This window comes from Flavobacterium chuncheonense, assembly GCF_042686145.1.
Lineage (GTDB): Bacteria > Bacteroidota > Bacteroidia > Flavobacteriales > Flavobacteriaceae > Flavobacterium > Flavobacterium chuncheonense.
This window is the reverse complement of record NZ_JBHUPC010000010.1, coordinates 171,234-196,924: the sequence shown is the minus strand read 5'-3', so window position 1 is coordinate 196,924 and position 25,691 is coordinate 171,234. Positions and strand designations below refer to the sequence as shown.

Annotated in this window: 18 protein-coding genes; 14 read left to right on the top strand and 4 right to left on the bottom strand. The window is 33.8% G+C overall.

The genetic code is table 11. From position 1 onward, the window contains the following. Positions 1-172: 172 nt before the first annotated feature. Genes ACFS5J_RS02810 through ACFS5J_RS02795 form a run of 4 tightly spaced genes read left to right on the top strand, consistent with a single transcriptional unit; the run spans position 173 to position 6,053 of the window. Complete coding sequence (locus tag ACFS5J_RS02810) at positions 173-1,483, top strand: TolC family protein (RefSeq protein ID WP_379810463.1); 1,311 nt, start codon at positions 173-175, stop codon at positions 1,481-1,483. A gap of 59 nt (positions 1,484-1,542) precedes the next feature. Next, a complete protein-coding gene (locus ACFS5J_RS02805) occupies positions 1,543-2,622 on the top strand; it encodes an efflux RND transporter periplasmic adaptor subunit (protein ID WP_379810461.1) in 1,080 nt (359 codons plus the stop codon). Between the two features lie 32 nt (positions 2,623-2,654). Further along, positions 2,655-5,852 carry an efflux RND transporter permease subunit gene (locus ACFS5J_RS02800; RefSeq protein ID WP_379810459.1) on the top strand — a complete coding sequence of 1,066 codons (3,198 nt, stop codon included), beginning with the start codon at positions 2,655-2,657 and terminating at the stop codon, positions 5,850-5,852. Between the two features lie 12 nt (positions 5,853-5,864). Further along, positions 5,865-6,053, top strand: coding sequence for a YgaP family membrane protein (locus ACFS5J_RS02795; protein WP_379810458.1), 189 nt, complete (start codon positions 5,865-5,867; stop codon positions 6,051-6,053). A 30-nt stretch (positions 6,054-6,083) separates the two neighbouring features. On the opposite strand, the gene ACFS5J_RS02790 is transcribed toward ACFS5J_RS02795, so the two are convergent. Genes ACFS5J_RS02790 through ACFS5J_RS02780 form a run of 3 tightly spaced genes read right to left on the bottom strand, consistent with a single transcriptional unit; the run spans position 6,084 to position 10,081 of the window. Next, positions 6,084-8,630, bottom strand: coding sequence for a TonB-dependent receptor (locus ACFS5J_RS02790; protein ID WP_379810457.1), 2,547 nt, complete (start codon positions 8,628-8,630; stop codon positions 6,084-6,086). Continuing rightward, a complete protein-coding gene (locus ACFS5J_RS02785; protein WP_379810456.1) occupies positions 8,631-9,530 on the bottom strand; it encodes a FecR family protein in 900 nt (299 codons plus the stop codon). It lies immediately after the preceding gene. Positions 9,531-9,574: 44 nt separating this feature from the next. Further along, positions 9,575-10,081, bottom strand: a complete 507-nt coding sequence (locus tag ACFS5J_RS02780; RefSeq protein WP_379810455.1) for an RNA polymerase sigma factor — start codon at positions 10,079-10,081, stop codon at positions 9,575-9,577. Between the two features lie 202 nt (positions 10,082-10,283). Between ACFS5J_RS02780 and ACFS5J_RS02775 the strand changes: the two genes are divergently transcribed. The 4 genes from ACFS5J_RS02775 to ACFS5J_RS02760 all read left to right on the top strand — a co-directional run bounded on the left by ACFS5J_RS02775 (position 10,284) and on the right by ACFS5J_RS02760 (position 14,217). Beyond that, positions 10,284-11,303, top strand: a complete 1,020-nt coding sequence (locus ACFS5J_RS02775) for a hypothetical protein (protein WP_379810454.1) — start codon at positions 10,284-10,286, stop codon at positions 11,301-11,303. 25 nt (positions 11,304-11,328) lie between these two features. Then, a complete protein-coding gene (locus ACFS5J_RS02770) occupies positions 11,329-11,808 on the top strand; it encodes a hypothetical protein (RefSeq protein WP_379810453.1) in 480 nt (159 codons plus the stop codon). A gap of 115 nt (positions 11,809-11,923) precedes the next feature. Further along, entirely contained in the window at positions 11,924-13,264 is a 1,341-nt protein-coding gene (gene ffh / locus ACFS5J_RS02765; RefSeq protein ID WP_379810452.1) for a signal recognition particle protein, read from the top strand. Between the two features lie 68 nt (positions 13,265-13,332). Next, positions 13,333-14,217: a bifunctional 5,10-methylenetetrahydrofolate dehydrogenase/5,10-methenyltetrahydrofolate cyclohydrolase gene (locus ACFS5J_RS02760; protein WP_379810451.1), complete on the top strand. Its 885-nt coding sequence runs from the start codon at positions 13,333-13,335 to the stop codon at positions 14,215-14,217. A gap of 68 nt (positions 14,218-14,285) precedes the next feature. On the opposite strand, the gene ACFS5J_RS02755 is transcribed toward ACFS5J_RS02760, so the two are convergent. Beyond that, positions 14,286-15,884, bottom strand: coding sequence for a peptide chain release factor 3 (locus ACFS5J_RS02755; RefSeq protein WP_379810450.1), 1,599 nt, complete (start codon positions 15,882-15,884; stop codon positions 14,286-14,288). 168 nt (positions 15,885-16,052) lie between these two features. Here ACFS5J_RS02755 and ACFS5J_RS02750 point away from each other — a divergent pair, with 168 nt between their 5' ends. The 6 genes from ACFS5J_RS02750 (at position 16,053) to ACFS5J_RS02725 (ending at position 25,674) form a co-directional block, all read left to right on the top strand. Then, a complete protein-coding gene (locus tag ACFS5J_RS02750) occupies positions 16,053-18,014 on the top strand; it encodes a peptidylprolyl isomerase (RefSeq protein ID WP_379810449.1) in 1,962 nt (653 codons plus the stop codon). Next, the gene (locus ACFS5J_RS02745; RefSeq protein ID WP_379810448.1) at positions 18,014-18,865 is read left to right on the top strand and encodes a hypothetical protein; all 852 of its coding nucleotides are present in this window, start codon (positions 18,014-18,016) and stop codon (positions 18,863-18,865) included. The genes ACFS5J_RS02750 and ACFS5J_RS02745 overlap by 1 nt, the downstream gene beginning before the upstream one ends. Continuing rightward, positions 18,849-20,204 carry a peptidylprolyl isomerase gene (locus tag ACFS5J_RS02740; RefSeq protein WP_379810447.1) on the top strand — a complete coding sequence of 452 codons (1,356 nt, stop codon included), beginning with the start codon at positions 18,849-18,851 and terminating at the stop codon, positions 20,202-20,204. Before ACFS5J_RS02745 ends, ACFS5J_RS02740 begins: the two co-directional genes overlap by 17 nt. 73 nt (positions 20,205-20,277) lie before the next feature. Then, the gene (locus ACFS5J_RS02735; protein ID WP_379810446.1) at positions 20,278-21,231 is read left to right on the top strand and encodes an AAA family ATPase; all 954 of its coding nucleotides are present in this window, start codon (positions 20,278-20,280) and stop codon (positions 21,229-21,231) included. Between the two features lie 11 nt (positions 21,232-21,242). Then, complete coding sequence (locus ACFS5J_RS02730) at positions 21,243-22,553, top strand: YCF48-related protein (RefSeq protein ID WP_379810445.1); 1,311 nt, start codon at positions 21,243-21,245, stop codon at positions 22,551-22,553. Between the two features lie 349 nt (positions 22,554-22,902). Then, positions 22,903-25,674 (top strand): bifunctional aconitate hydratase 2/2-methylisocitrate dehydratase, encoded by a 2,772-nt coding sequence (locus ACFS5J_RS02725; protein WP_379810707.1) that lies wholly within the window; start codon positions 22,903-22,905, stop codon positions 25,672-25,674. Positions 25,675-25,691: the final 17 nt, after the last annotated feature.

Here is a 25,691-nt window from a genome sequence, read left to right as displayed (position 1 = left end):
TAGTGTTTTGAACTGCTTTTAAAAATGATGCAAGGTTTTATAGATTATTGGTTGGTACAGAGGCGTCTTTAAGGCGCCTTTGTTGTATTTGTAATATTTGTTACAAACGAGTGTAACTCTTGTTACTGACTAAGGATTTTTCTGAGACTAAATTTGCTTAAAATTAATTACGATGAACAAAGTAAAATTAAGTCTTGCAATTATTGTTTTAACAGGAGTAAGTGCTATAGCTCAGGATACTTTATCCATTTCCAAAAGCGAAGTGCTTGAAAAAGTAAACGATAAGAACTTGCAAATAAAAATTGCGGAGAAAGCATTCCAATCGGCTCAAGCTGATTACCGACAGTCGAATGCTTTGTTTATGCCAAATATATCAGCGTCGCACACTGCAATTACCACAACGAATCCTTTAATGGCTTTTGGTTCAAAATTGAATCAGGAAATTTTAACACAAGCCGATTTTAATCCAGCTTTATTAAACGATCCGGGACATATTGAAAATTTTGCAACGATGATTGAAGTACAACAGCCTTTAATCAATTTAGATGGTTTGTATGAGCGAAAAGCTGCAAAATCCAAAATGGACGCAATGAGTTTGCAAACAGAACGCACAAAAGAGTATTTGCAATTAGAAGTTTCAAAAGCATATATGCAATTGCAATTGGCTTATAAAGCAGTAGGTGTTTTAGAAAAAGCAAATCAAACTGCTCAAGGTAATCTGAAAATCGTAGAAAATTATTTTAAAAATGGAATGTTACAAAAAACCGATTTGTTAGATGTACAAGTTCGTGTAAATGAAGTCGCAAACCAATTGCAATATGCCAAAAGTAATGTGGAGAATGCTTCCGATTATTTAGCCTTTTTATTAAATGAAGATGTAAAAGGAAAAATTTTCAAACCATTGGATGCCTTAGAAAATCAAATTCAAGTTGAAGAAACTGTTGCTACTATTTCAGATAATAGAAAAGATATTCAAGCAATGGATAAAGCTACGGAGGCTTATGGGAAAATGTTTCAATCGACAAAATTGGGCTTCTTACCACGATTAAATGCTTTTGGAAATTACCAAATGTACGATAATCAGTTATTCGGAACTGCAGCAAAAGGTTATTTATTAGGAGCACAGTTATCATGGAATGTTTTTGACGGTTATAAAAGTATTGGTAAAAACCAAAAAGCTAAAGCCGATTTTCAAAAAGCCGAGGCCGAAGCCGAGCAATACAAAAATCAAAGTCAACTGGAGTTAAATAAAGCAAATCGTCAATTAGTCGATGCTGAAAACAAAGTAAATCTATCAAAATTAGCTTTTGAACAAGCGCAAGAATCATACAGAATTCGTAAAAATAGATTCGAACAAGGGTTAGAAAAAACTACCGATTTGTTGATGGCAGAAACGCAACAATCTAAGAAGGAATTAGAGTTTTTACAAGCAGTTTTCGAATATAATTACACTAAACAATACCAACAATTTTTAACTAACTAAACAGATTTGTCATTTCGAACAAAGTGAGAAATCTCATAACAATATTAAATTAAATACAGATGAAAAAGACAATCGCGATATTAACACTAACTGCTACATTATTGATTTCTTGTGGAGGTGATATAAAAGAACAAGTAACTACTTTACCTGCAATTCCAGTAAAATTAGCCGGAATTTCAGCAACAGATGCAAGTCCTTATGTTTCAGCTAGTGGAAAAATTGAAGCTGAAAACAGTGCGAATTTAAGTACTCGTATGATGGGTTATGTTACTAAAGTCAATGTGAAAGTGGGACAGAATGTTGCAAAAGGACAATTACTAGTTTCAGTAAACAACACCGATTTACAAGCTAAAAAAGCGCAAGTAGACGCTTCAATTCTTCAAGCGCAAGCGGCTTATAATAATGCAAAAAAAGATTATGATCGTTTTGTGAGTTTGTTTGCACAGCAAAGTGCTTCGCAAAAAGAGTTAGACGATATGACAGCTCGTTACGAAATGGCCAAAGCAGGTTTAGAGGCTGCTAAGCAAATGCGTAATGAAGTAAACGCACAATTTGCGTATTCAAACATTACAGCGCCTTTTAATGGAGTGGTGACCAATACTTTTGTTAAAGAAGGTGATATGGCAAATCCAGGTATGCCACTAGTAAGTGTTGAAGGTGCTAAAAAACTCCAAGTAACCGCTATGGTTTCAGAAAGTGATATTAATTCAATTACTAACGGAATGAAAGTAAAAGTTTTAGTAAAATCATCAGGAACGGAACTGAATGGAACAGTAGGCGAAGTAAGTTTATCAGCTAAAAATACAGGCGGGCAATATTTGGTAAAAATCGATTTGGATAAAACAGATGCTAAAATCTTATCAGGGATGTTTGTAAATGTTCAATTTCCTGTTGAAATGAAAGTCAACGTTCCTACATCAGATGTTGTTTTAGTTCCAGAAAGTGCATTAGTAAAACAAGGTCAGTTGACAGGAATTTATACGGTTGGCGCAAACAATACTGCTATTTTACGTTGGTTGCGTTTGGGTAAGACTTTTGGCAATCAAGTAGAAGTTTTATCAGGGTTGAACAATAAAGAGCAATACATTGTTTCAGCGGATGGTAAATTATTCAATGGAGCTAAAATCAGTGTTCAGTAATTAATTCTTTTTAGAAACTAAAAACTAAAAAAATGCAAGAAGGTATCTCAGGAAAAATAGCCAATTTTTTCATCAATTCAAAACTAACCATTTTATTAATGGTAGCGTTGATGATTATTGGATCGTATAGTTCGTTCTTGATTCCAAGGGAAGAAGAACCACAAATTAATGTTCCAATGGCCGATGTTATGGTCATGTATCCAGGAGCAAATCCAAGTGAAGTTGAAAGTAGAGTGGTGAAACCACTAGAGAAAATCATTGGAAACATTAAAGGAGTTGAGCATATCCATAGTATGGCTTTTAATGGTTATTCGATGATGGTGGTTCAGTTTTATGTAGGTGAGAATAGTGAAGATTCGTATGTGAAATTATACGATGAACTAATGAAACATCAAGATATGTTCCCAGAAGGTGTAAAGCAACCAATAGTTAAAACACGTTCTATTGACGATGTTCCAATGCTTGGTTTAACGCTATGGAGTGAAAACTACGATGATTTTCAATTGCGTCAGTTAGCGGAAGAGGTGACAAATGAAATTGAAAAAGTAAAAGATGTTGCTATTACAAAAGAAATTGGTGGTAGAACACGTGAGCTAAAAGTAGTTTTAGATAAAGACAAAATGGCCGAAAACGGAGTAGATGCATTGAGCATCATGCAAATGGTTAAAGCCAATAACGGAAGTTCACAATCGGGTTCTTTTGTGCAAAACGATCAGGAATATTTAGTAACAACTGGTAAGTTTTTAGAAAATACAGAAGATGTTGAGAATTTGGTTGTAGGGGTTAATAAAAACATGCCTGTTTACTTAAAACAAGTAGCGACTATTCAAGACGGACCACAAACACCCAAGAACTATGTTTCTTTTGGATACGGAAAAGCCAACGAAAATTTCAAAACACATCATTCTGAATATCCAGCGGTAACGATTTCTGTTGCCAAAGTAAAAGGAGCAGATGCGATGAAAATTTCAGAGAAAATCTTGACACATGTTTCAGCATTAAAGAAAAATTTAATCCCGTCTGATGTTCATGTAGAAATTACACGTAACTATGGAGAAACAGCATCGCACAAAGTAGGAGAGTTGTTATTGCACTTAGGTGTTGCCATTTTAGCCGTAACCATTTTAGTAATGCTGGCTATGGGCTGGAGAGGTGGATTAGTAGTGTTTTTCTCAGTTCCATTAACCTTTGCATTAACGTTGTTTAGTTACTATATGTTGGGGTATACCTTAAACCGAATCACCCTTTTTGCCCTAGTATTCGTTGTAGGTATTGTTGTCGACGATAGTATTATCATTGCCGAAAATATGCACAGGCACTTTAAAATGAAGCGTCTGCCATTTAAACAAGCAGCTATTTATGCTATTAATGAGGTGGGTAACCCAACAATTTTAGCAACTTTTACAGTTATTGCAGCAATTTTACCAATGGCTTTCGTAAGTGGTATGATGGGACCTTATATGAGTCCGATGCCAATTGGAGCTTCAATTGCGATGATGTTGTCTTTATTCGTAGCATTAACAGTAACACCGTATTTAGGTTATCACTTGTTACAAGAAAAAGACGAACAAGAACATAAAGGCGAACAAGGATTGGAGACTTCTTGGATTTTCAAAATCTATAAAAAGTTTGAAGAGCCATTATTGAATAGTTCAGCGAAAAGAAACTTAATGTTTGCTATTACCATTTTCTTGTTGTTAGGTTCTGTTGCGATGTTCTTTACCAAATCGGTAGCGGTAAAAATGTTGCCTTTTGATAATAAAAATGAATTCCAAGTGGTAATTGATATGCCGGAAGGAACAACATTGGAAAGAACTGCTGTCGTAACCAAAGAAATAGCACAATATCTTTCAACTGTTCCAGAAGTTGTAGATTATCAAAATTATATTGGAGCTTCTGCACCTATTACTTTTAACGGTTTGGTACGCCATTATGATATGCGTGGAGGAAGTAATATGGCTGATATTCAAGTAAACTTATTGCATAAAGAAGACAGAGATTTACAAAGTCATGATATTGCAAAATTAGTACGTCCAGAAGTACAAAAAATTGCCAAGAAATATGGTGCTAATGTAAAAATTGTTGAGGTTCCACCAGGACCACCAGTATTGTCAACTTTGGTTGCTGAGGTTTACGGACCAGATTATAAACAACAAATAGAAGTTGCCAATCAAGTTAAAGGTATTCTTGAAAATACTTCTGATGTTGTAGATATCGATTGGATGGTAGAAGCACCTCAGGTAGAATACAAATTAGAAGTAGATAAAGAAAAAGCAATGTTAAATGGTATTGCGCCACAACAAGTGGTTGGTAATTTAACGTATTTACTTCGTGAAATGCCAGTTTCTAACTTATATGATGAGCGTTCCGTTGAACCAGTTGGAATTGTATTAGCATTAGATGATGCTGAAAAAACTTCATTACAAGATATTCAAAACTTGAAAATTAAAGGAAGTCAAGGGAATGTGGTTCCAGTGAGTGATTTGGTAAAAGTAAAAGTTGATACGCTACAAAATGCTATTTATCGCAAAGACCAAAAAAGAGTGGTGTACGTTTTAGCCGATATGGCCGGAGTGTTGGAAAGTCCCGTATATGCTATTTTAGGAATGAACGAGAAATTACAACAAATGCAATTGCCAAAAGGTTACGCTGTAAATGAAATTTACATGGGACAACCGGAATCGGAAAGTGATTTTACTGTAAAATGGGATGGAGAATGGCAAATTACATTAGAGGTTTTCCGTGATTTAGGAGCTGCTTTCTTAGTAGTAATTATTGTAATTTATATGTTAATCGTGGGTTGGTTCCAAAACTTTAAAACGCCAATTGTAATGATGGTTGCTATTCCACTTTCACTGGTTGGGATTGTATTGGGTCACTGGTTATTAGGTGCTTTCTTTACGGCGACATCATTTATTGGAATGATTGCTTTGGCGGGTGTAATGGTTCGAAACTCCGTCTTATTGATTGACTTTATCGAGATACGATTAAAAGATGGAGTTCCTTTGAAGCAAGCTATTATTGAAGCAGGAGCTGTACGTACAACACCTATTTTGTTGACAACAGGAGCAGTTGTAATTGGAGCCTCAATTATTTTATTTGACCCAATTTTCCAAGGTTTGGCCATTTCATTGGTTGCTGGTGCAATTGTTTCAACACTATTAACCTTAATTGTAGTGCCTTTGATTTATTATATCACAGAACGCAAGAAATGGGAAAATAATAATTAAAAATTTTTTAAAATGATAAATAGATTAATAAGAGCAATTGCAGGAACCTTTATAATTATTAGTGTTCTTTTAGCGATGTATGTAAATGAAAATTGGTTATGGTTTACCTTATTTGTAGGGGCTAATTTGTTACAATCATCTTTCACCAAATGGTGTTTAATGGAAGATATACTAAGAAAAGTATTTAAAACAAAAGATTAATTATAGCATCCCAACTTCGGTTGGGATTTTTTATAAATTATATCTTAAAAATGCATTAAAAGTTCTTTCCAATGAATACGTGTTAACTTGTTCAACTTTGTTTGAGATATAATTAATGCGATAATGTTGGTTGATGGTTTTATTGTTGTTAAACAAGTTTAATAATGAAAACCCAAAGTTTAATTTTGATTTTTTTCCAGTTTTAATAGTATAAGCTGTTGAAAAATTAAGTTGAAAATAGTCTTCTAAATTACTATTGTTAGGATTGTTATATCCTACAGAAGGTGTTCCAGGAATATTGTAAACAGGTTCGTTGTTGTAAATAGTTGTGTTGGGTTTTCCTGTAAACCATATTGAACCCAAGGAAAGTTTTATTTTGTTTATTTCAGTAATTATTGCTGATTTGAAAGTATGACTAATTTCAAAATTATTTGGAAAGGTTGATGGGTTCCAATTCGGGAAATCATATTTGTTATTCATAAAAGTATAGCTGGTCCAAGCGGTCCAATTTTTCCATTGTTTTTGAACCAAGAGTTCACTTCCCAAAACATTGTACTTTCCATTGATTTTTACAAATTCCAACTGGTTTTGGAAACCTTGACTTTGACTTGAAATGCCTTCAACAATTTTATAATAATTATCCAATGTAAGAAGCCAATTTTTTTTAGAAAATGTAAAGCCTAAAGCAATTTGATTATTTTTTATAATTGGAATGTTTTCATTATCGGAAAGTACCCATCTTCTTTTTTCAATACCCAAAAAGTCTTGTTGTAAATCGATGATTTGCGAATATGTTTGGTGTTTTTTTTCGGCTTGAATTTCAATGTTTACAGAAGGGATAAGTTTATAATTGAAATGAAAACGCGGTTCAAAAATCCATTTTGAAAATTCTTCAATGTAGGTTTGACGTATTCCAATTCGGCTATTGATTTTTCCTTTTTTTGAAAGGTATTTAAAATCGGAAAATAAAGCGTGACTTCTTAAAACTTCTTTGGTTTTTCTTGAAATAACTGGTGAATTGACTTCATCTATGTTTTGTATTCCTTTTTCATTGAATTGATATCCGTATTCAAGAATACTGCTTTTTGTTATATGTGTTGCATTTGTTATGCTTGTTTCAGTATCCAATACGGTGTTTTTTTGATTGAAAATTTGATTGTTTTCCAAAGATTCATTTTCTGAATTGATGCTGTAATAGGAAACTGCTGCTGTAAAAGTAAGAGTGTTGTTTTTATTCCATTCCGATTTTAAAAGCGCACTAGCCCCCAATGTTTGTTGTTCCAAATAGCTGTTTTTGTTAATTGTAAGGTTGTTTTCAGTTTTATTTTGATAGACATCTAAAACATTACTGATCCCTATCAGATCAACATATAAATGCGTTTTGTTTTTGATTTGTTGGTGATATTGTGCACTAAAATCATAAAAATAAAAATCTTCCGTAGTGTTGTATTTAATGTCTTCACTATTGGAGTAATTGGTTACAATAGTGTTTTGAAAAATTTTATTGTAGTAACTCGAATAAGTAGGAGAGGTAGCAAAATCGGTGTAGGAGCGTCGGCCGCTTATCTCAATATTAGCGTTTTTGGAGATTTTAAATTTAGAATAAAAATCAACATTGATTAAGTTGACTCCAATAGCAGCTGATGGTTTTTCAATAGAGTCGGCATGTGTTGAAATGAGTACCGTACCGGAAACTCCATCTCCATATTGGGCAGGTGTGCCATTTTTCATTACGGAAACTTTGTGCATTAAATTAGGATTTAATGTGGAAATTAAACCGAAAAAATGTGCAGTATGGAAAAGTTTTATACCGTTCCATCGGTAAAGATTTTGGTCGTGAGTTCCCCCTCTTACACTTGTGTTGGCTATATTTTCATCACTAGAAAGAAATCCTGGCATTTGTTGCAAAGTTTGAAAAACATCTGGTTCGGTTAAACCCGGTAGTAAACCTATTTTTTTCGGACTGAGTTCAAATATTCCATTTGTTTTTTTTGTGATTCCTTTAGTAAGGTATACTTCCGCCGTATAATTTTCTAAAATAGTAACATGTTGTTTTACGGTTATTTTAGGGCAAATTTCAGAGTAGAGTACAGAAGAAGAAAAGGATAGACTTTCATAGCCGACATGAACTACTTCAATGGTGAATATGTTTTTTTCTGAAAAGGTGAAAAAGCCGTTTTCATCGCTAGTTACATAGCTGTTGTTTTCTAGGTTTTGTAACGTGGCAAAAGCTATTGGATCTTGTGAATCTTCATCAATAAGGTAGCCACAAAGCGGTTTGTCTAGTCTTTGATTATTTACAATTGAAATATGTTTAGGTGTAATGAATTCAAATTTTAAATGGGTTTTTTTACTAATGTAGTTTAGTTTTTCGGATAAAGTTAGGTTCTTACTAGGAGGATTTAACTTAAAAAAAGTAATTTCTTCATCGATGTAATTAAAGTTTACATTATGTACTTTACTGATGTTGTCTAGAATTTGTTTTAAAGGCAAAGGGATTCCATTCTCTTGTGCTTGTAAGCTAACAGCAAAGAGATACCCTATAACAAGAAAGCGTGACCACTTTTTAAGATTCATCTATTTTTTAACTAATTCATAATTTGAAGCGTCATGTTTTTTGACCTTTAAATGATAAGTTGAAGCAATGATTTGTAGGGCAACATCTAAATTATCTGCGGGTAACTTACCTGAGAAAAATTGTGAAGTAATCGGTTGTTTCAGCACAATTGAAACATTATATTTTTCATTAAGTGTAGTAAGCATAGTGGCGATAGTGGCATTTTGAAATTCAAACTCAATCGCTTTTGTATCCCAATTTGGTTTTGCTAAAGCAGTGCGGGTTTGAATCGTTTTTTTATTATCAAGTTGCACCACCATTCCTTTGGTTAAAATAAATTCTTGATTTTGGTGCTTAACACTTACTTTTCCTTCGTAACAACTAACTTCCATGAAGTTTTTCTTTGTTTTTACATTGAATTGTGTACCTAACACGGACACACTACCAAGTTCAGTTTTTACGGTAAACTTTTCTCCTTTAGCTACTTTGAAAAATGCTTCACCGGTAAGAAATACATTTCTGTCGTTGTCCCAATTCCATCTTGAAAATTCAACGTGAGAATTGTGATTTAATTCGATTTCTGAAGCATCTGGTAAAACATGCTGAACAATAGTGTTTTTAGTTTTAAATGTTGTTTTGCTTAATGCACTGAAGGTGAAATAAAAAGCGATTCCAATAATTACAATGGCTGCAATTTGAACTATCCAATTGTTATGAAGTTTTCTGTTTTTAACTGTTTTATCCGCTTGTAACACATTTTTTAAAACCTTTTCTGCATCAAAATCCGGCGCTTTTAAATAGCTAGAATGTTGTTTTATTTTTTCTAGTAATTTAAAATCGGGATCTTGTTGTAAGGCTTTCATTTCTTTATCAGAAAGTTCGTCGTTAAGCCATTTTGCTAATATATAGTCTTCTTCCATAATAATTTACTTTCGTATCTATAACATTTAAAACGAAGATTACCCTACTTAAAATTTTCAATTTCTTTTTTAATTTCTAAAAGCGCCAAGTGAATTCTTTTTTCAACAGCTTTTATACTAATTTCGAGTTCTTCAGCAATTTCATGGTATTTTTTGCCATCTACTCGATGCATCAAAAAAGCAATGCGTTGTGTTTCGTTTATATTGTTTATTGCTTGGTTTAGTTTTTTTCTAAATTCTTCTTGTTCGTATAAATGCTCTGGAGATTCGTTTGTATACTCTAGTGGTCTTGATGTTTTTTGATATTCCAAAACTACTTTATGATGATTGATTTCATTTAAGGATGAATTCTTGGCTACTGTATAAAGGTATGATTTTGCTTTTTCAATCGGAACGTCTTTGCAATTTTGCCATAGTTTTATAAAAGCTTCTTGTGTTTTGTCATCTGCAATTTCGGAGTTTCCAAATTTGAAATACAAGAAATTTCGTAATGCACTTGCGTGCTGATTAAAAAATGTTGTGAAGGTTGATTCTTTACATGTTGTACTCATCCTTAAATTACGGTTTGTTGAGAGGTTGGTTAATGCTTACTCAAATTTAAGGAAATTCTTTTTAAATGTGATTGCGTTATTTTTTTAACAATACACTGATTTTAATGTAGTTTTTTTGTTAAAACATAGAAAGGGAAAAAAATATTGAATTTAGGGTAGGGTAAATGGTTTCGTAAATGTTTTATAAACAAAACCGAATACGATGAACAGTTTTAAAAAGATTATGTTGTTGCTGTCAATTCTAATTTTTGCTTCTTGCCAAGAGGAAGAATTTCAATTGATAGAAGATAATTCGGCAAATCTTTCTTTTGGTTCGCCTTTGAATGATTTACTATTACGAGTTTCACAACATGATACATCAATCGATAATGTAATTGATGGTACGGATTGTTTTAGTATTGTTTTACCGGTGACCATTTTTGTAAACGGACAGCAAATAGTTGTTGAAACGGCAGCCGATTATGAACTTGTTCAGCAAGTGATTGATGAGTTTCCTACAGATGATGATGTTGTAAGTTATGTTTTTCCGATACAAGTACAGTTTGAAAATTTTTCCATTCAGCAAGTAGATGATTTACAAAGTTTAACTAGCATTTTACAAAGTTGTGGTTCGGATGATGGTTTTGGTGCTATTAATTGTGTCTCAATTGGTTTTCCTATTATGATTAATATCTATAATGAGACTAATCAACAGGTTAATTCAGTTGTGATTTATTCAAATGCGCAATTGTATAATTTATTAGCAAGTTGGACTTTGAGTGACTATTTGGCCATTGAATATCCTATAACTTTCACCAATGCTGCAGGTCAAAATATCACGATAACAAATAATTCAAGTTTTGAAGATGTTCTTCAAGATGCAATTGATGATTGCAATGATAATTCCGGTGGGGGAGGAAATACACTTGCTACTATATTGGTAGATGGCACTTGGTATATGTCGTATTATTTTCACAACGAAGAGGAAACAGCTTTATATGCTTCTTATACTTTTACTTTTAATGTAAATGGTCTTGTTCAGGCTACGGGTAGTCAAACGGTAAATGGTGTTTGGTCATATTATTTTGAAAATAATGAAGATTATCTTGAGCTTGATTTTGAAAGTGGAACTTTAAGTGATTTGGATGATGATTGGGAAGTGATAGAATTTACTTCAAATCAAATACGATTAAAAGATGGTAGTGGTGACAGTACCGATTATTTATACTTTACAAAAAATTAATTATTAACACTAAATAACAATTCTAATGAAAAAGCTAACTTTATTACCCGTTTTAGCCTTATTATTTATGCTTAATGTTGCTTCTATGTGCAGTAACGACGATGATAATAGCCCAAACAATAATACTTCGGATCCTGCTCCCATAGTAAATGCAGTAACAAATGGTACTTGGCGTATCACCTTTTATGAAGATGATGGTCAAAATGAAACCAATCATTTTTCGGGGTATAATTTTACTTTTGGAGCTTCAAATGTTTTAACGGCAACTAATGGAACCAATACTTACACGGGAGTTTGGTCGGTAACAAGTAGTGACGATAGTAACGATGACAATCCAAGCAGTAGTGATTTGGATTTCAATATCTTTTTCAGTTCGCCAGCTTTGTTTAATGATGAGCTAAACGATGATTGGGATATTATTACTTATACAAGTACCAAAATTCAATTGGTCGATGTGAGCGGTGGTAATGGGGGTACTGACTACCTGACTTTTGAGAAAAATTAATCTTATTTAAAGCAATTATAGCCAGTCCTTTGTGACTGGCTTTTTTAATTACTTCAATATTTGAAACTTTTATAGTTTATTGTATCTTTGCAGCTTATAAAAATGACACTGTATTATGTTTGATAATTTAACAGACAAATTAGATAAAGCCTTCCATATACTTAAAGGACATGGAAAAATTACCGATGTTAACGTTGCAGATACTTTAAAAGAAGTACGTCGTGCCTTATTAGATGCCGATGTGAACTTTAAAATTGCAAAAGACTTTACCACTCGTGTTAAAGAAAAAGCAATCGGAGAAAACGTTTTAACAACTTTACAGCCAGGACAGTTGATGGTTAAAATCGTGAAAGACGAGTTAACCGAACTTATGGGGGGAGATGCGGAAGGTGTTAATTTATCAGGTAATCCATCTGTGATTTTAATGTCAGGTTTACAAGGTTCGGGTAAAACTACTTTCTCGGGTAAACTTGCTAATTTTTTAAAGACTAAGAAAAATAAGAAACCTTTATTGGTGGCTTGTGATATCTATCGTCCTGCAGCTATTAATCAGTTGCATGTAGTAGGAGAGCAAATTGGTGTTGAGGTATATTCAGAGCCAGAAAATAAAAACCCTGTTGAGATTGCACAAAACGCGATCAAACATGCAAAATCAAACGGATTCAACGTAGTGATTGTCGATACAGCAGGTCGTTTAGCAGTTGATGAAGAAATGATGAATGAAATTGCCAATGTACATAAGGCAATTCAACCACAAGAAACATTGTTTGTTGTGGATTCAATGACGGGTCAAGATGCAGTAAATACTGCGAAAGCTTTCAACGATAGATTGAATTTTGACGGAGTTATCTTAACGAAATTAGATGGTGACACTCGTGGTGGAGCTGCTATTTCTATTAAGTCTGTTGTAAATAAACCAATTAAGTTTATTGGTACAGGTGAGAAAATGGAAGCGATTGACGTATTCTATCCTTCTCGTATGGCTGACCGTATTTTAGGAATGGGAGACGTTGTTTCCTTAGTCGAAAGAGCGCAAGAACAATACGACGAAGAAGAAGCTAGAAAACTTCAAAAGAAAATCGCTAAAAACGAATTTGGTTTTGACGATTTCTTGTCTCAAATTCAACAAATTAAAAAAATGGGTAATATGAAAGACTTGGTAGGAATGATACCAGGTGCTGGAAAAGCCTTAAAAGATGTTGAAATTGAAGACGATGCTTTCAAACATGTTGAGGCAATTATTTATTCAATGACACCGGAAGAGCGCTCAAAGCCTACAATAATTGATTCGAAAAGAAAAATCAGAATTGCAAAAGGTTCTGGAACAAAAGTAGAGCAAGTAAACCAGTTGATGAAACAATTTGATCAAATGGGTAAAATGATGAAGATGATGCAAGGTGGTGCGGGTAAAAATTTAATGCGCGCTATGGGTGGCGGAATGAAAGGAATGCGATAAAATAGGAGAGACGCGAAATTTCGCGTCTTCTTTTTTTATATATTTATATACAATACAAATAACTGCAAATGGTATTATTAGACGGAAAAAAAGTATCGGAAGATATTAAAAATGAGATTACTGCTGAAGTAGCCAAAATGAAAGAAAATGGCGAAAAAGTACCGCATCTTGCTGCAATTATAGTGGGTAATGATGGGGCGAGTTTGACGTATGTAGGAAGTAAGGTAAAGGCATGTGAGCGTGTTGGTTTTGAATCTACTTTGATTAAAATGCCAAGTACTACATCTGAAACGGAACTTCTTAAAAAAATCAAGCAATTGAATAACGATGACAATATAGATGGTTTTATTGTTCAGTTGCCTTTACCAGAGCAAATTGATACGCAAAAAGTTTTGATGGCTGTTGATCCTAGTAAGGATGTAGATGGTTTCCATCCTGAAAACTTTGGTAAAATGGCTTTGGATATGAGTACGTTTATTCCGGCTACGCCATTTGGTATTTTAGAGCTTTTAGAGCGTTATAATGTTGAAACAAAAGGGAAGCATACAGTAGTTATTGGTAGAAGTCATATTGTAGGTCGTCCGATGAGTATTTTAATGGGAAGAAAAGGTTTTCCTGGAAACTCAACAGTGACTTTAACACACAGTCATACTAAAAATATCAATCAGATTACCTCGCAAGCGGATATTATCATCACGGCTTTAGGTGTGCCAAATTACTTAAAAGCAGAAATGGTAAAAGATGATGTAGTAGTTGTTGACGTTGGTATTACGAGAGTAGCAGACGAAACTGCTGAAAAAGGATATCGTATTACAGGAGATGTTGATTTTGAAAATGTGAGTAAAAAAGCGTCTTATATTACGCCAGTTCCAGGTGGAGTAGGACCTATGACAATTGCAATGTTGTTGAAAAATACATTATTAGCAAGAGAGCGTAGAAGAAATCAACAATAATATTTTATATATTGGTTAAACAAAAAAGCGAAGTGTGTACTTCGCTTTTTTTATGAGATTTAATTTCTTTATTCTTTTTCGTGAAAATCTGAAGTGAAATACAGTTTTACACTTGGGTATTTTTGCTGTGTCATTTGGATTGAAAATTCACTATCAGCTAGGAAGACTAACTGTCCGTACTTGTCTTTTCCAAGGAACTTTTGTTTTACGCGTTTGAATTCTGCGAATTCTTCGTTTTTAGGATCTTGTGGTTTTACCCAACAAGCTTTATATGCAGGGAAGTTTTCGTAGCTGCATTTTGCGCCATACTCGTGTTCCAAACGGTATTGGATAACTTCATATTGTAAAGCCCCTACAGTTCCAATTACTTTTCTTCCATTCATTTCCAGGGTGAATAATTGGGCAACTCCTTCGTCCATTAATTGGTCAAGACCTTTTTCTAATTGTTTTGCTTTTAATGGATCGGCGTTGTTTACGTATCTAAAATGCTCTGGCGAGAAACTTGGAATACCTTTGTAGTTTAAAATTTCACCCTCGGTTAAAGTATCTCCAATTTTAAAGTTTCCAGTATCGTGTAATCCTACAATGTCTCCTGGATATGAAATGTCAACAATTTCTTTTTTCTCTGCAAAAAAGGCGTTCGGACTTGAAAATTTTAAATTTTTCCCATGACGAACGTGTAAGTAAGGTTTGTTACGCTCAAATGTTCCTGAAACCACTTTAATGAATGCTAAACGGTCACGGTGTTTAGGATCCATATTAGCGTGTATTTTAAACACAAAACCAGTGAATTTTTCTTCTTCAGGTTTTATTAGTCTAGTATCCGCTTCTTTTGGTCTAGGTGTTGGCGCAATTTCAATAAAACAATCTAGAAGTTCTCTTACTCCAAAATTATTCAAAGCAGAACCAAAGAATACGGGTTGTAAATTTCCGTTTAAATATTCATTTCTATCAAAAGCAGGATAAACTTCTTCAATTAGTTCCAATTCTTCTCTCAAAGTATTGGCTGGTTTATCTCCAACAATGGTTTCCAATTCTGGACTGTTAATGTCGGAAATAGCAATTGTTTCTTCAATGTTCTTACGACTATCGCCGGAAAATAAATTGATATTTTTCTCCCAAATATTGTAAATTCCTTTGAAATCGTATCCCATACCAATAGGGAAACTCAAAGGTGTTACATTTAGTTTTAATTTTTGTTCTACTTCGTCTAACAAGTCGAAAGCGTCTTTACCTTCTCTATCTAATTTGTTGATGAATACAATCATCGGGATATTACGCATTCTACAAACTTCAACAAGTTTTTCCGTTTGTTCCTCAACCCCTTTTGCAACGTCAATTACTACAATTACACTGTCTACAGCTGTAAGAGTTCTAAAGGTGTCTTCTGCAAAATCTTTGTGACCCGGTGTATCTAAGATGTTAATTTTTCTGTCTTTATAATTAAAGGCAAGTACAGAAGTAGCTACCGAAATCCCTCTTTGTCTTTCGATTTCCATAAAGTCGGAAGTAGCTCCTTTTTTTATTTTGTTACTTTTTACGGCCCCAGCTTCTTGAATAGCACCTCCAAAAAGTAATAACTTTTCAGTTAAGGTTGTTTTTCCGGCATCGGGGTGCGATATAATACCAAAGGTTCTTCTTCTTGCAATTTCTTCAATAAATCCCATCTGTAAATTTTTAAGACTGCAAAATTAGTGATTATATTAAGAATTAAAATTAATGATGTAATGGATTTTGCGTTTTATATATTTTTTTGTTAATACCTTTTATAATTCTTGGTTTGTCTGCTTGAATTACTATTTTTGTTGGTCGCAACCAAAAATCTATTTAAAATAATGAAAAATATAGTTATTGCTTTTTATTTATTATGTTCAAGCAGCCTGCTTTTTGGGCAAAATAAAGAAGTTTTATTTACTATTGATAATCATCCTTTTTACACGGATGAGTTTATAAGAGTTTATAATAAAAACCTAGATTTGGTAAAAGATGATTCACAGAAGGATTTGGATAAATACTTAGATCTTTTTTTAGGTTATAAATTAAAGGTTGAGAAAGCAAATAAAGTAGGTCTTCAAAATACCGATAGCTATAAAAATGAATTGGGTTCTTACAGAAATCAATTGGCTAAGAATTATATGAATGATTCAAATGTGACAAATGCTTTGATTCAAGAAGCCTATGATAGAACAATAGAAGAAGTTCGCGCTTCTCATATTTTGATATTAGTTGATGAAAATGCTGCTCCTGCAGATACTTTAAAAGCTTACCGTAAAATTTCAGACATTCGTAAGCGTATCTTAGCGGGTGAAAATTTTGATGCTGTAGCAACTAAATATTCAGAAGATCCTTCAGCAAAAGAAAACAAAGGGGATTTGGGTTATTTTTCTGCTTTTAAAATGGTTTATCCTTTCGAAAATGCAGCATACACAACGGCAGTTGGTGATGTTTCGATGCCTTTTAGAACGCGTTTCGGTTACCATATTTTACAAGTTACGGATAAAAGGGCCAATAGAGGTGAGGTAGAAGTAGCTCATATCATGATATTAAAACCTACAGATGGTAATGTAGAGAAGGAAAATACAGCCAAAGAAACGATTAATGATATTTATGCAAAAATCAATCAAGGAGAATCATTTGATGGTTTAGCAGAACAATTTTCAGAAGATAAATCAACCGCTAAAAGAGGAGGACGTTTACAACCTTTTTCATCTGGACAATTAACGTCACAAGAATTTGAAAATGTAGCTTTCGGATTAAAAGAAAATGGAGCTATATCTAAACCGTTTCAGTCTAAATTTGGATGGCATATTGTTATGTTGATAAACAAATTTCCGGTTAAAACGCTCGAAGAATTAAAGCCTGAAATTGAGTCGAAAATCAAACGTGATGATCGTTCAAGATTAATTACAACTTCACTTTCAAATAAATTGAGAGCAAAATACAAAGTGACAACAAATGCAAAATTAATGACTGCAATCGTGAAGTCGGTTAACAATGATTTTTACGATCAAAAATGGCAAGTTCCTGCAGCGGATGCATTTGCTAGTACTTTAACGACCATCAACAATGATGAGAAAATTAACGGGACTGAATTTTTAGACTATTTATCAGGTCAACAAAAAAGAAATATTGCGACTAAGCCAGTAAGTAAATTGGTTGATGAGTTATATGAAAATTGGGTGGACGATCGTTTGATTGCTTATTATAATAATAATTTAGAAAATGAATTTCCAGAATTCCGTTATGTAATGGAAGAGTACCGTGATGGTCTTTTATTGTTTGACTTAATGGAAAAAGAAATTTGGGAAAAAGCAAAAGTGGATTCAGTAGGATTGGAAGCTTTCCATCAAAAACATATTAATGATTATATGTGGAAAGCACGTTACGATGTAGATATGTTTTCTTCAACTGATGCTAAAATTGCAAACAAAGCAAAATCATATTTGAAAAAAGGAAAATCAATTGACTACATAAAGGAAAAACTGAATAAAGATGGTAAAGTAAACATCATTGTAAAATCAGGTTTGTTTGAAGCAGGTGACGATGCATTACCTGAATTCAATGCAAATACGGTAGGAGTTACTGAGGTTATTAAAAAAGGGGATTATAATTTTGTTGGGAATATTAAAGAAATCAAACCTGCAGGTCCAAAAGAAATGAGCGAGTGTAAAGGGAAATTGATTAGTGATTACCAACAGTATTTAGAAAGCACTTGGGTTGATGCTTTGAAAAAAGAGTTTACTATTCATATCAATAGAGAGGTTTTTGAAACGGTTAAAGGTCAATTAGTACATTAATGAGAAACATACTGTCTATATTAGTTTTAGCCTTGTTGTTGCAATCTTGTGATTACTTTAAAAAGTCAAGTAAACCGCAAGCTGTTGCGCGTGTAGGGGATGATTATTTGTACGAAGATGATTTGGTAAATATTGTGCCAATTGGGACTTCAAGTAACGATAGTTTGGCTATGGTTAAAGATTTTATAGACAGGTGGGCTACTCAAAAATTACTTTATGCTGCTGCAGAAATTAATTTATCTGAATCTGAAACAGCTTCATTTAATGATTTGATTGAGCAATATAAAATCGATTTGTTTACACGTGCTTATTTGGAAGGTTTGGTGGTTCGTAAAATTGACACAGTAGTAACAGATGCGCAAATTGTTGATTATTATAATAAAAACAAGCAGTTCTTTACCAATTCAAATGAACTAGTCAAATTAAGGTATGTTAATTTAGTTAAAGAAAATCCAAAATTGGATGAAATAAAATCAAAGTTTACTTCCTTTACGGCGAAAGATAAAAATGTATTGTCGGATTTGGCAATACAATTTAAAAGTTATGCTTTTAATGATTCTGTTTGGGTAGATATCAATCAGGTGTTTGAAAAAATACCATTTGTTAATTTGGATAACAAAAGTGAGTACATAAAACCAGGGAATAACTTTCAATTTGCCGATTCTACTACAGTATGGTTGGTAAAAGTTCGAGAGGTTCTTCCTGCTAATAGCTCCACACCTTTGCAATTTATTCGACCTACTATTAAGCAAGTCATTATCAATAATAGAAAATTAGAACTAGTAAAAACAATAGAAGAAGAGATTACCAATGACGCTATTAAAAATAGAAAATATGAAGTTTATAAATAAGAGGTTAAGTTTGGTGCTTTTAATGTTAACAGGATTAACCTTAACAGCGCAATCTAAAAGAGAAAAAATAGACGGTGTAATCGGCGTAGTTGGAGATTATGTTATTTTAGATTCTGATATTGATTTAGAATATATCGCTTTAAAAGCAAATGGTGTAGATGTTAAGCAAATTAGCCGTTGCGAACTTTTCGGGAAACAATTAGAAGAAAAGTTGTATGCGCACCAAGCGATTCAAGATAGTATTATTGTTACGGATACAGAAGTGGAAAGCTTCATGAATGAGCAAATCGATGTAATGGTGGAGCGTGTAGGATCCATCGATAAAGTAATTGCTTATTATAATAAGAAGAACGAAGAAGAGTTTCGAAATTATTTCTTTGAAATTATTAAAACCAACAAACTTACTTCTGCAATGCAAAAGAAAATTGTAGACGAAGTTGAAATTACACCAGAAGAGGTGCGTAACTTTTTTAAGGAAATTCCGGAAGATGAAATTCCAGTATTTGGTGCTGAAGTAGAAGTGGCACAAATTGTTGTAAAGCCTGTTGTTTCAGAAGAAGCAAAGCAAGCGACAATAGCAAAGTTAAGAGAAATTAGAAGAGAGGTTTTAGATGGTGCTAGTTTTTTTACAAAAGCAGTATTGTTTTCAGAAGACCCTGGTTCTAGTTCAAATGGTGGGTATTATAAAATGAATCGTAAAACCCCTTTTGTAAAAGAGTTTAAAGAAGTGGCTTTTAGTTTAGCTGAGGGAGAAATTTCAGAACCTTTTGAAACGGAATTCGGGTATCATATCATTATGGTTGATAAAATTAGAGGTCAAGAAGTAGAATTGCGCCATATTTTAATTACACCAAAAGTTTCAAATGAGGCTGTTAAAGCTGCCAAAGAAAAAATAGAAGGAATCCGTACAAAAATTGTTAACGGAGAAATAAGTTTTGCTGATGCTGCAAAATCTTCTTCAGATGAAAAAGAGACCCGTAACAATGGTGGGGTGTTACTAAATCCTAGAACTATGGAGTCTCGTTTCGAATTGTCAAAAATGGATCCTTCGTTATACGGACAAATTTCTGCTTTAAAAGAAGGAGAAGTGTCTCAGCCCATAATGGACCAAGAGCAAGGAAAGAGCAAGTTTTATAAAATTATCACGGTAAATAATAAGACGGAAGAGCATAAAGCGGAATTTTCAAAAGACTATATGAAAATTAAAGATTTGGCATTGCGTGATAAACAAATCAAGACCATCGCAAAATGGACTGATGAAAAAATCAAGGAGACTTACATAAAAATTGATAAGGATTATCAAAACTGTGATTTTACAAATAATTGGATAAAAAAATAAAAGGAACCCTTCGAAAGAAGGGTTTTTTTATGCAATTTTTTTCTTACTTTAGTCATTCTAAAAAAATAGCACTATGTCAGATGTAGCTTCAATCCAACAATTGGTAAAGAAACAAGCAGAATTAAAAAAGGAAATCGCCAAAGTTATTGTTGGTCAAGATGAAGTAGTAAATCAAATTGTATTGAGTGTTTTTGCAGGAGGTCATGCCTTATTAATAGGTGTACCTGGTCTTGCCAAAACCTTAATGGTTAACACGATATCACAAGCTTTAGGGCTTCAATTTAAACGTATACAGTTTACGCCTGATTTAATGCCTTCTGATATTTTAGGAAGTGAAATATTAGATGAAAATCGTAACTTTAAATTTATAAAAGGACCCATTTTTTCCAATATTATTTTAGCAGATGAGATTAACCGTACACCGCCAAAAACTCAGGCTGCTTTATTAGAAGCCATGCAAGAACGTGCTGTTACAGTTGCCGGTCATCATTATAAATTAGATTTGCCGTATTTTGTATTGGCAACTCAAAACCCGATTGAGCAGGAGGGGACTTATCCTTTACCAGAGGCGCAATTGGATCGTTTTATGTTTGCGATAAAACTAGAGTATCCGAGTTTTCAAGAAGAAGTGGCAGTGGTTAAAGCCACCACTTATGATTTAAAACCAGTAGTAAATCCTTTATTTACGGCTCAAGAAATAATCGATTTTCAAAATGTAATACGCAGAATACCGGTTGCGGATAATGTAATTGAGTATGCAGTTACCTTGGTGAGTAAGACACGCCCCGATAATGCTTTGGCTACTGATTTTGTGAAAACCTATATTGATTGGGGAGCAGGTCCGCGTGCTTCTCAAAATTTGATTTTAGCGGCTAAAACACAAGCGGCATTGAATGGGAAATTTTCACCAGACATTGAAGATGTACAATCTGTTGCAACGGGAATACTTCGACACCGAATCGTAAAAAATTACAAAGCCGATGCTGAAGGTATTTCTGATGAAGAAATTATAAGAAAGTTGTTTTAAATGTAATCAATATGATACGCTTAAAAGTTAAGAATGACTGTTTTAATCCTTTTTTCGGATGGGCAGTCATTTTTTGGTTTTATAATTCTTTTTTGTTTGCTCAATTGCAATGGCAAGCTTTAACGCCACCGTTTTCTAATACCAATAATCAGCGTTTTGATGATGTGTTTTTTTTGAATGAAATGGAAGGTTGGGCGTTAAATGGATACTATGCAGGAGTATATAAAACTACTGATGGTGGATTGACTTGGGTAACGCAGTTAACAGAATCGCAATTGGGAGGTAATTATTATTTTAGAAATATTGAATTTCTGAACAGTCAAATAGGTTTTGTAGGGACTTTGAATAATAAATTTTACAAGACGATTGATGGAGGTGTTACTTGGAGTGAAGTTACTAATATTACAACTACCACTACACCAGCAATTTGTGGTTTAGATGCCGTAGGTAATTCTACTATTTACGGTTGCGGGGCCTATTTTTCACCTGCATATGTTATAAAATCAATAGATAGTGGTGCTACTTGGCAGTTTATTGACATGTCTCCTTATGCAGAAGCGCTAGTGGAAGTCCTTTTTTTAGATGAAAACACGGGTTTTGTTTCTGGTAAAAATGCGAATGGTGCAGTAGTTTTAAAAACTATTGATGGAGGATTGAATTGGACAGCAATTTACAATGGTGCTATTCAAGGGGAATTCGTTTGGAAATTACAAGTGTTATCATCAAATTCAAATGTGATTTTTGGGTCTATAGAAGCAGCTAGTCCTAATCCAGGAAAGTTGCTCAAGAGTATTGACGGTGGTCAAACTTGGATAACTAAAATTGCGCCCGAATCAAATATTCAAGCAGTGGGTTTTATGACTGAAAATCATGGATGGATGGGCGGTCATACTACTGGTTTTTATGAAACTTTTGATGGTGGAGATACTTGGATTTCGACAGGAGTGGGGAGTAACTTGAATCGTATTTTTATTTTGAATCAAAATTTAGCATATGCTTCGGGTACAGGTGTTTATAAATATACGCAGTCTTTAGGGGGTTCTAGTTTTACTGAATATGATAGGAATCCTCTGAAGGTAAAAATTGCTCCAAATCCTGTTAACGATGTTTTGACTTTTTCTATTGAATTTACAGAACCTGATCATTTAGTGATGGAATTGTATGATACGTCTGGTAAGTTTTTAAAACAATTGATGTTGGACGAAGTGTTGAAGCCCTCACTTGTACAATATAGTTTTCCTTTTGAATATTCAGCAGGGGTTTATTTTTTGAACTTGCACAGTAATACTGGACGTCAATCTTTGAGGTTTGTTAAAAACTGAAAATGATGCACTCTGCTGTTCTTTTTTATTTTGCTAGGAAAGGTATTTGGATTAGTTTTTAATCTAAATGCTTGCTTTTGAAATGGTTATTTTATTTAAGATATTTCTAAAATATGCAGGTCCCGTTTTGCTAAAATTTCAACTTAGTTATTTTTTGGTTTTTAAATTAATAATAATTTATTTTTTTAACTAATTATTGGCTTTTTGATAGTTTTTGCTATCAATTTTCGTTTTTTAATAAAAATATCTTTTGAAAAAGTGAGATATGTTATATTTTTTTTAAATATCATCTTTAATTGCTAAATTTGCGGGAATTTAAAAATACCGATCTATTATGGCTAATGATAATATGAATATTTACAACGATTACATTAAGGAAATCGAAGAGCGAAAAGGTCAAGGGCTTCACCCAAAACCAATTGATGGGGCTGAATTGTTAAATGCAATCATCGCTCAAATTAAAGATTTAGGTAATTCAAATCGTGAAGATTCTTTAAAATTTTTTATTTATAATACATTACCTGGAACTACTCCAGCTGCAGGTGCAAAAGCGAGATTCTTAAAAGAAATTATTATTGGTGAATCAGTTGTAAGTGAAATTACTCCTGCTTTTGCTTTTGAATTGTTGGCACACATGAAAGGTGGTCCTTCAATTGAAGTGCTACTTGATTTAGCTTTAGGAAATGATCAAGCTATTGCTAAACAAGCTGCAGAAGTATTGAAAACTCAAGTTTATTTGTACGATGCTGATATGGATCGTTTAAAAAAAGCTTTTGAAAATGGTAATGTTGTTGTAAAAGAGATTCTTGAAAGTTATGCAAAAGCGGAATTCTTTACAAAACTTCCAGAAGTAGCTGAAGAAATTAAAGTAGTTACTTTCATCGCTGGTGAAGGAGATATTTCTACTGATTTGCTTTCTCCAGGTAACCAAGCACACTCTCGTTCTGATCGTGAATTACACGGGAAATGTATGATCACTCCTGAAGCTCAAGAGGAAATCAAAGCTCTACAAGCACAACATCCTGATAAATCGGTGATGTTAGTTGCTGAAAAAGGTACTATGGGAGTTGGTTCGTCTCGTATGTCAGGGGTAAACAACGTGGCACTTTGGACAGGTAAACAAGCGAGTCCTTACGTTCCTTTCGTAAACTTTGCTCCAATTGTAGGTGGAACAAATGGTATTTCTCCAATTTTCTTAACTACAGTTGATGTAACAGGAGGGATCGGAATTGACCTTAAAAACTGGGTTAAGAAGACTGACGAGAACGGAAATTTAGTTCGTAACGAAAATGGTGAGCCAGTTTTAGAGCAAGCTTATTCAGTTGCTACGGGTACTGTTTTAACTATCAATACAAAAACTAAAAAATTATACAACGGAGATCAAGAGTTAATCGATATCTCAAGATCATTCACGCCGCAAAAAATGGAATTCATTAAAGCGGGTGGTTCTTACGCTATTGTATTTGGTAAAAAATTACAAACATTCGCTGCAAAAACTTTGGGAGTTGAAGCACCGGTTGTATACGCACCGTCAAAAGAAATCTCTCACGAAGGACAAGGCCTTACAGCTGTAGAGAAAATCTTCAATAAAAACGCAGTTGGAACTACTCCAGGAAAAGTGCTACACGCAGGTTCTGACGTTCGTGTAGAAGTAAATATTGTAGGATCTCAAGATACTACTGGTTTGATGACTGCTCAGGAATTAGAGTCTATGGCTGCTACGGTAATTTCTCCAATTGTGGATGGAGCATACCAATCAGGATGTCACACTGCTTCAGTTTGGGATAAAAAAGCGCAAGCTAACATTCCGAAATTAATGAAATTCATGAATGATTTTGGTTTGATTACGGCTCGTGACCCTAAAGGAGTTTACCATGCTATGACTGACGTTATTCACAAAGTATTGAATGATATTACCATCGATGAATGGGCTATCATCATTGGTGGTGACTCTCATACTCGTATGTCTAAAGGTGTTGCTTTTGGTGCGGATTCAGGAACTGTTGCTTTAGCTTTAGCTACAGGTGAGGCTTCAATGCCAATTCCAGAGTCTGTAAAAGTGACTTTCAAAGGTGAAATGAAATCATATATGGATTTCCGTGATGTAGTACACGCAACACAACAACAAATGTTAAAACAGTTTGGTGGTGAAAATGTTTTCCAAGGTAGAATTATCGAGGTTCACATTGGTACTTTAACTGCTGACCAAGCGTTCACATTTACTGATTGGACTGCAGAGATGAAAGCGAAAGCGTCTATCTGTATTTCTGAAGATGAGACGTTAATCGAATCATTAGAAATTGCTAAAGGTAGAATCCAAATCATGATTGATAAAGGTATGGATAATGCTAAGCAAGTATTGAAAGGGTTAATTGAAAAAGCGGATAAGAGAATTGCAGAAATTAAAACGGGTGTAAAACCTGCTTTAACCCCAGATGCTAATGCTAAATATTACGCTGAAGTAGTGGTTGATTTAGATGTTATTGCTGAGCCAATGATTGCTGACCCAGATGTAAACAATGCAGATGTTTCTAAGCGTTATACACACGATACTATCCGTCCACTTTCTTTCTATGGAGGTGACAAAAAAGTAGATCTTGGATTTATTGGTTCTTGTATGGTTCACAAAGGAGACATGAAAATCCTTGCACAAATGCTTAAAAACATTGAAGCGCAACAAGGTAAAGTTGAGTTCAAAGCGCCATTAGTTGTGGCTCCTCCAACTTATAACATTGTTGATGAATTGAAAGCAGAAGGAGATTGGGAAGTTTTACAAAAATATTCTGGATTCGAATTTGACGATAATGCACCAAAAGCAGCAGCTCGTACGGAATACGAAAACATGTTATATTTAGAGCGTCCTGGTTGTAACTTATGTATGGGTAACCAAGAAAAAGCGGCTAAAGGAGATACGGTAATGGCAACATCTACTCGTTTATTCCAAGGACGTGTTGTTGAGGATTCAACGGAGAAGAAAGGAGAGTCTTTATTGTCTTCAACGCCAGTTGTGGTGTTGTCAACAATTTTAGGTAGAACTCCGAGTATTGAAGAATATACAGCAGCAGTTGAGGGTATTAATTTGACAAAATTTGCACCTTCTCACAAGTTGTTAGCAAGATAATCATACAATTCGTTTGA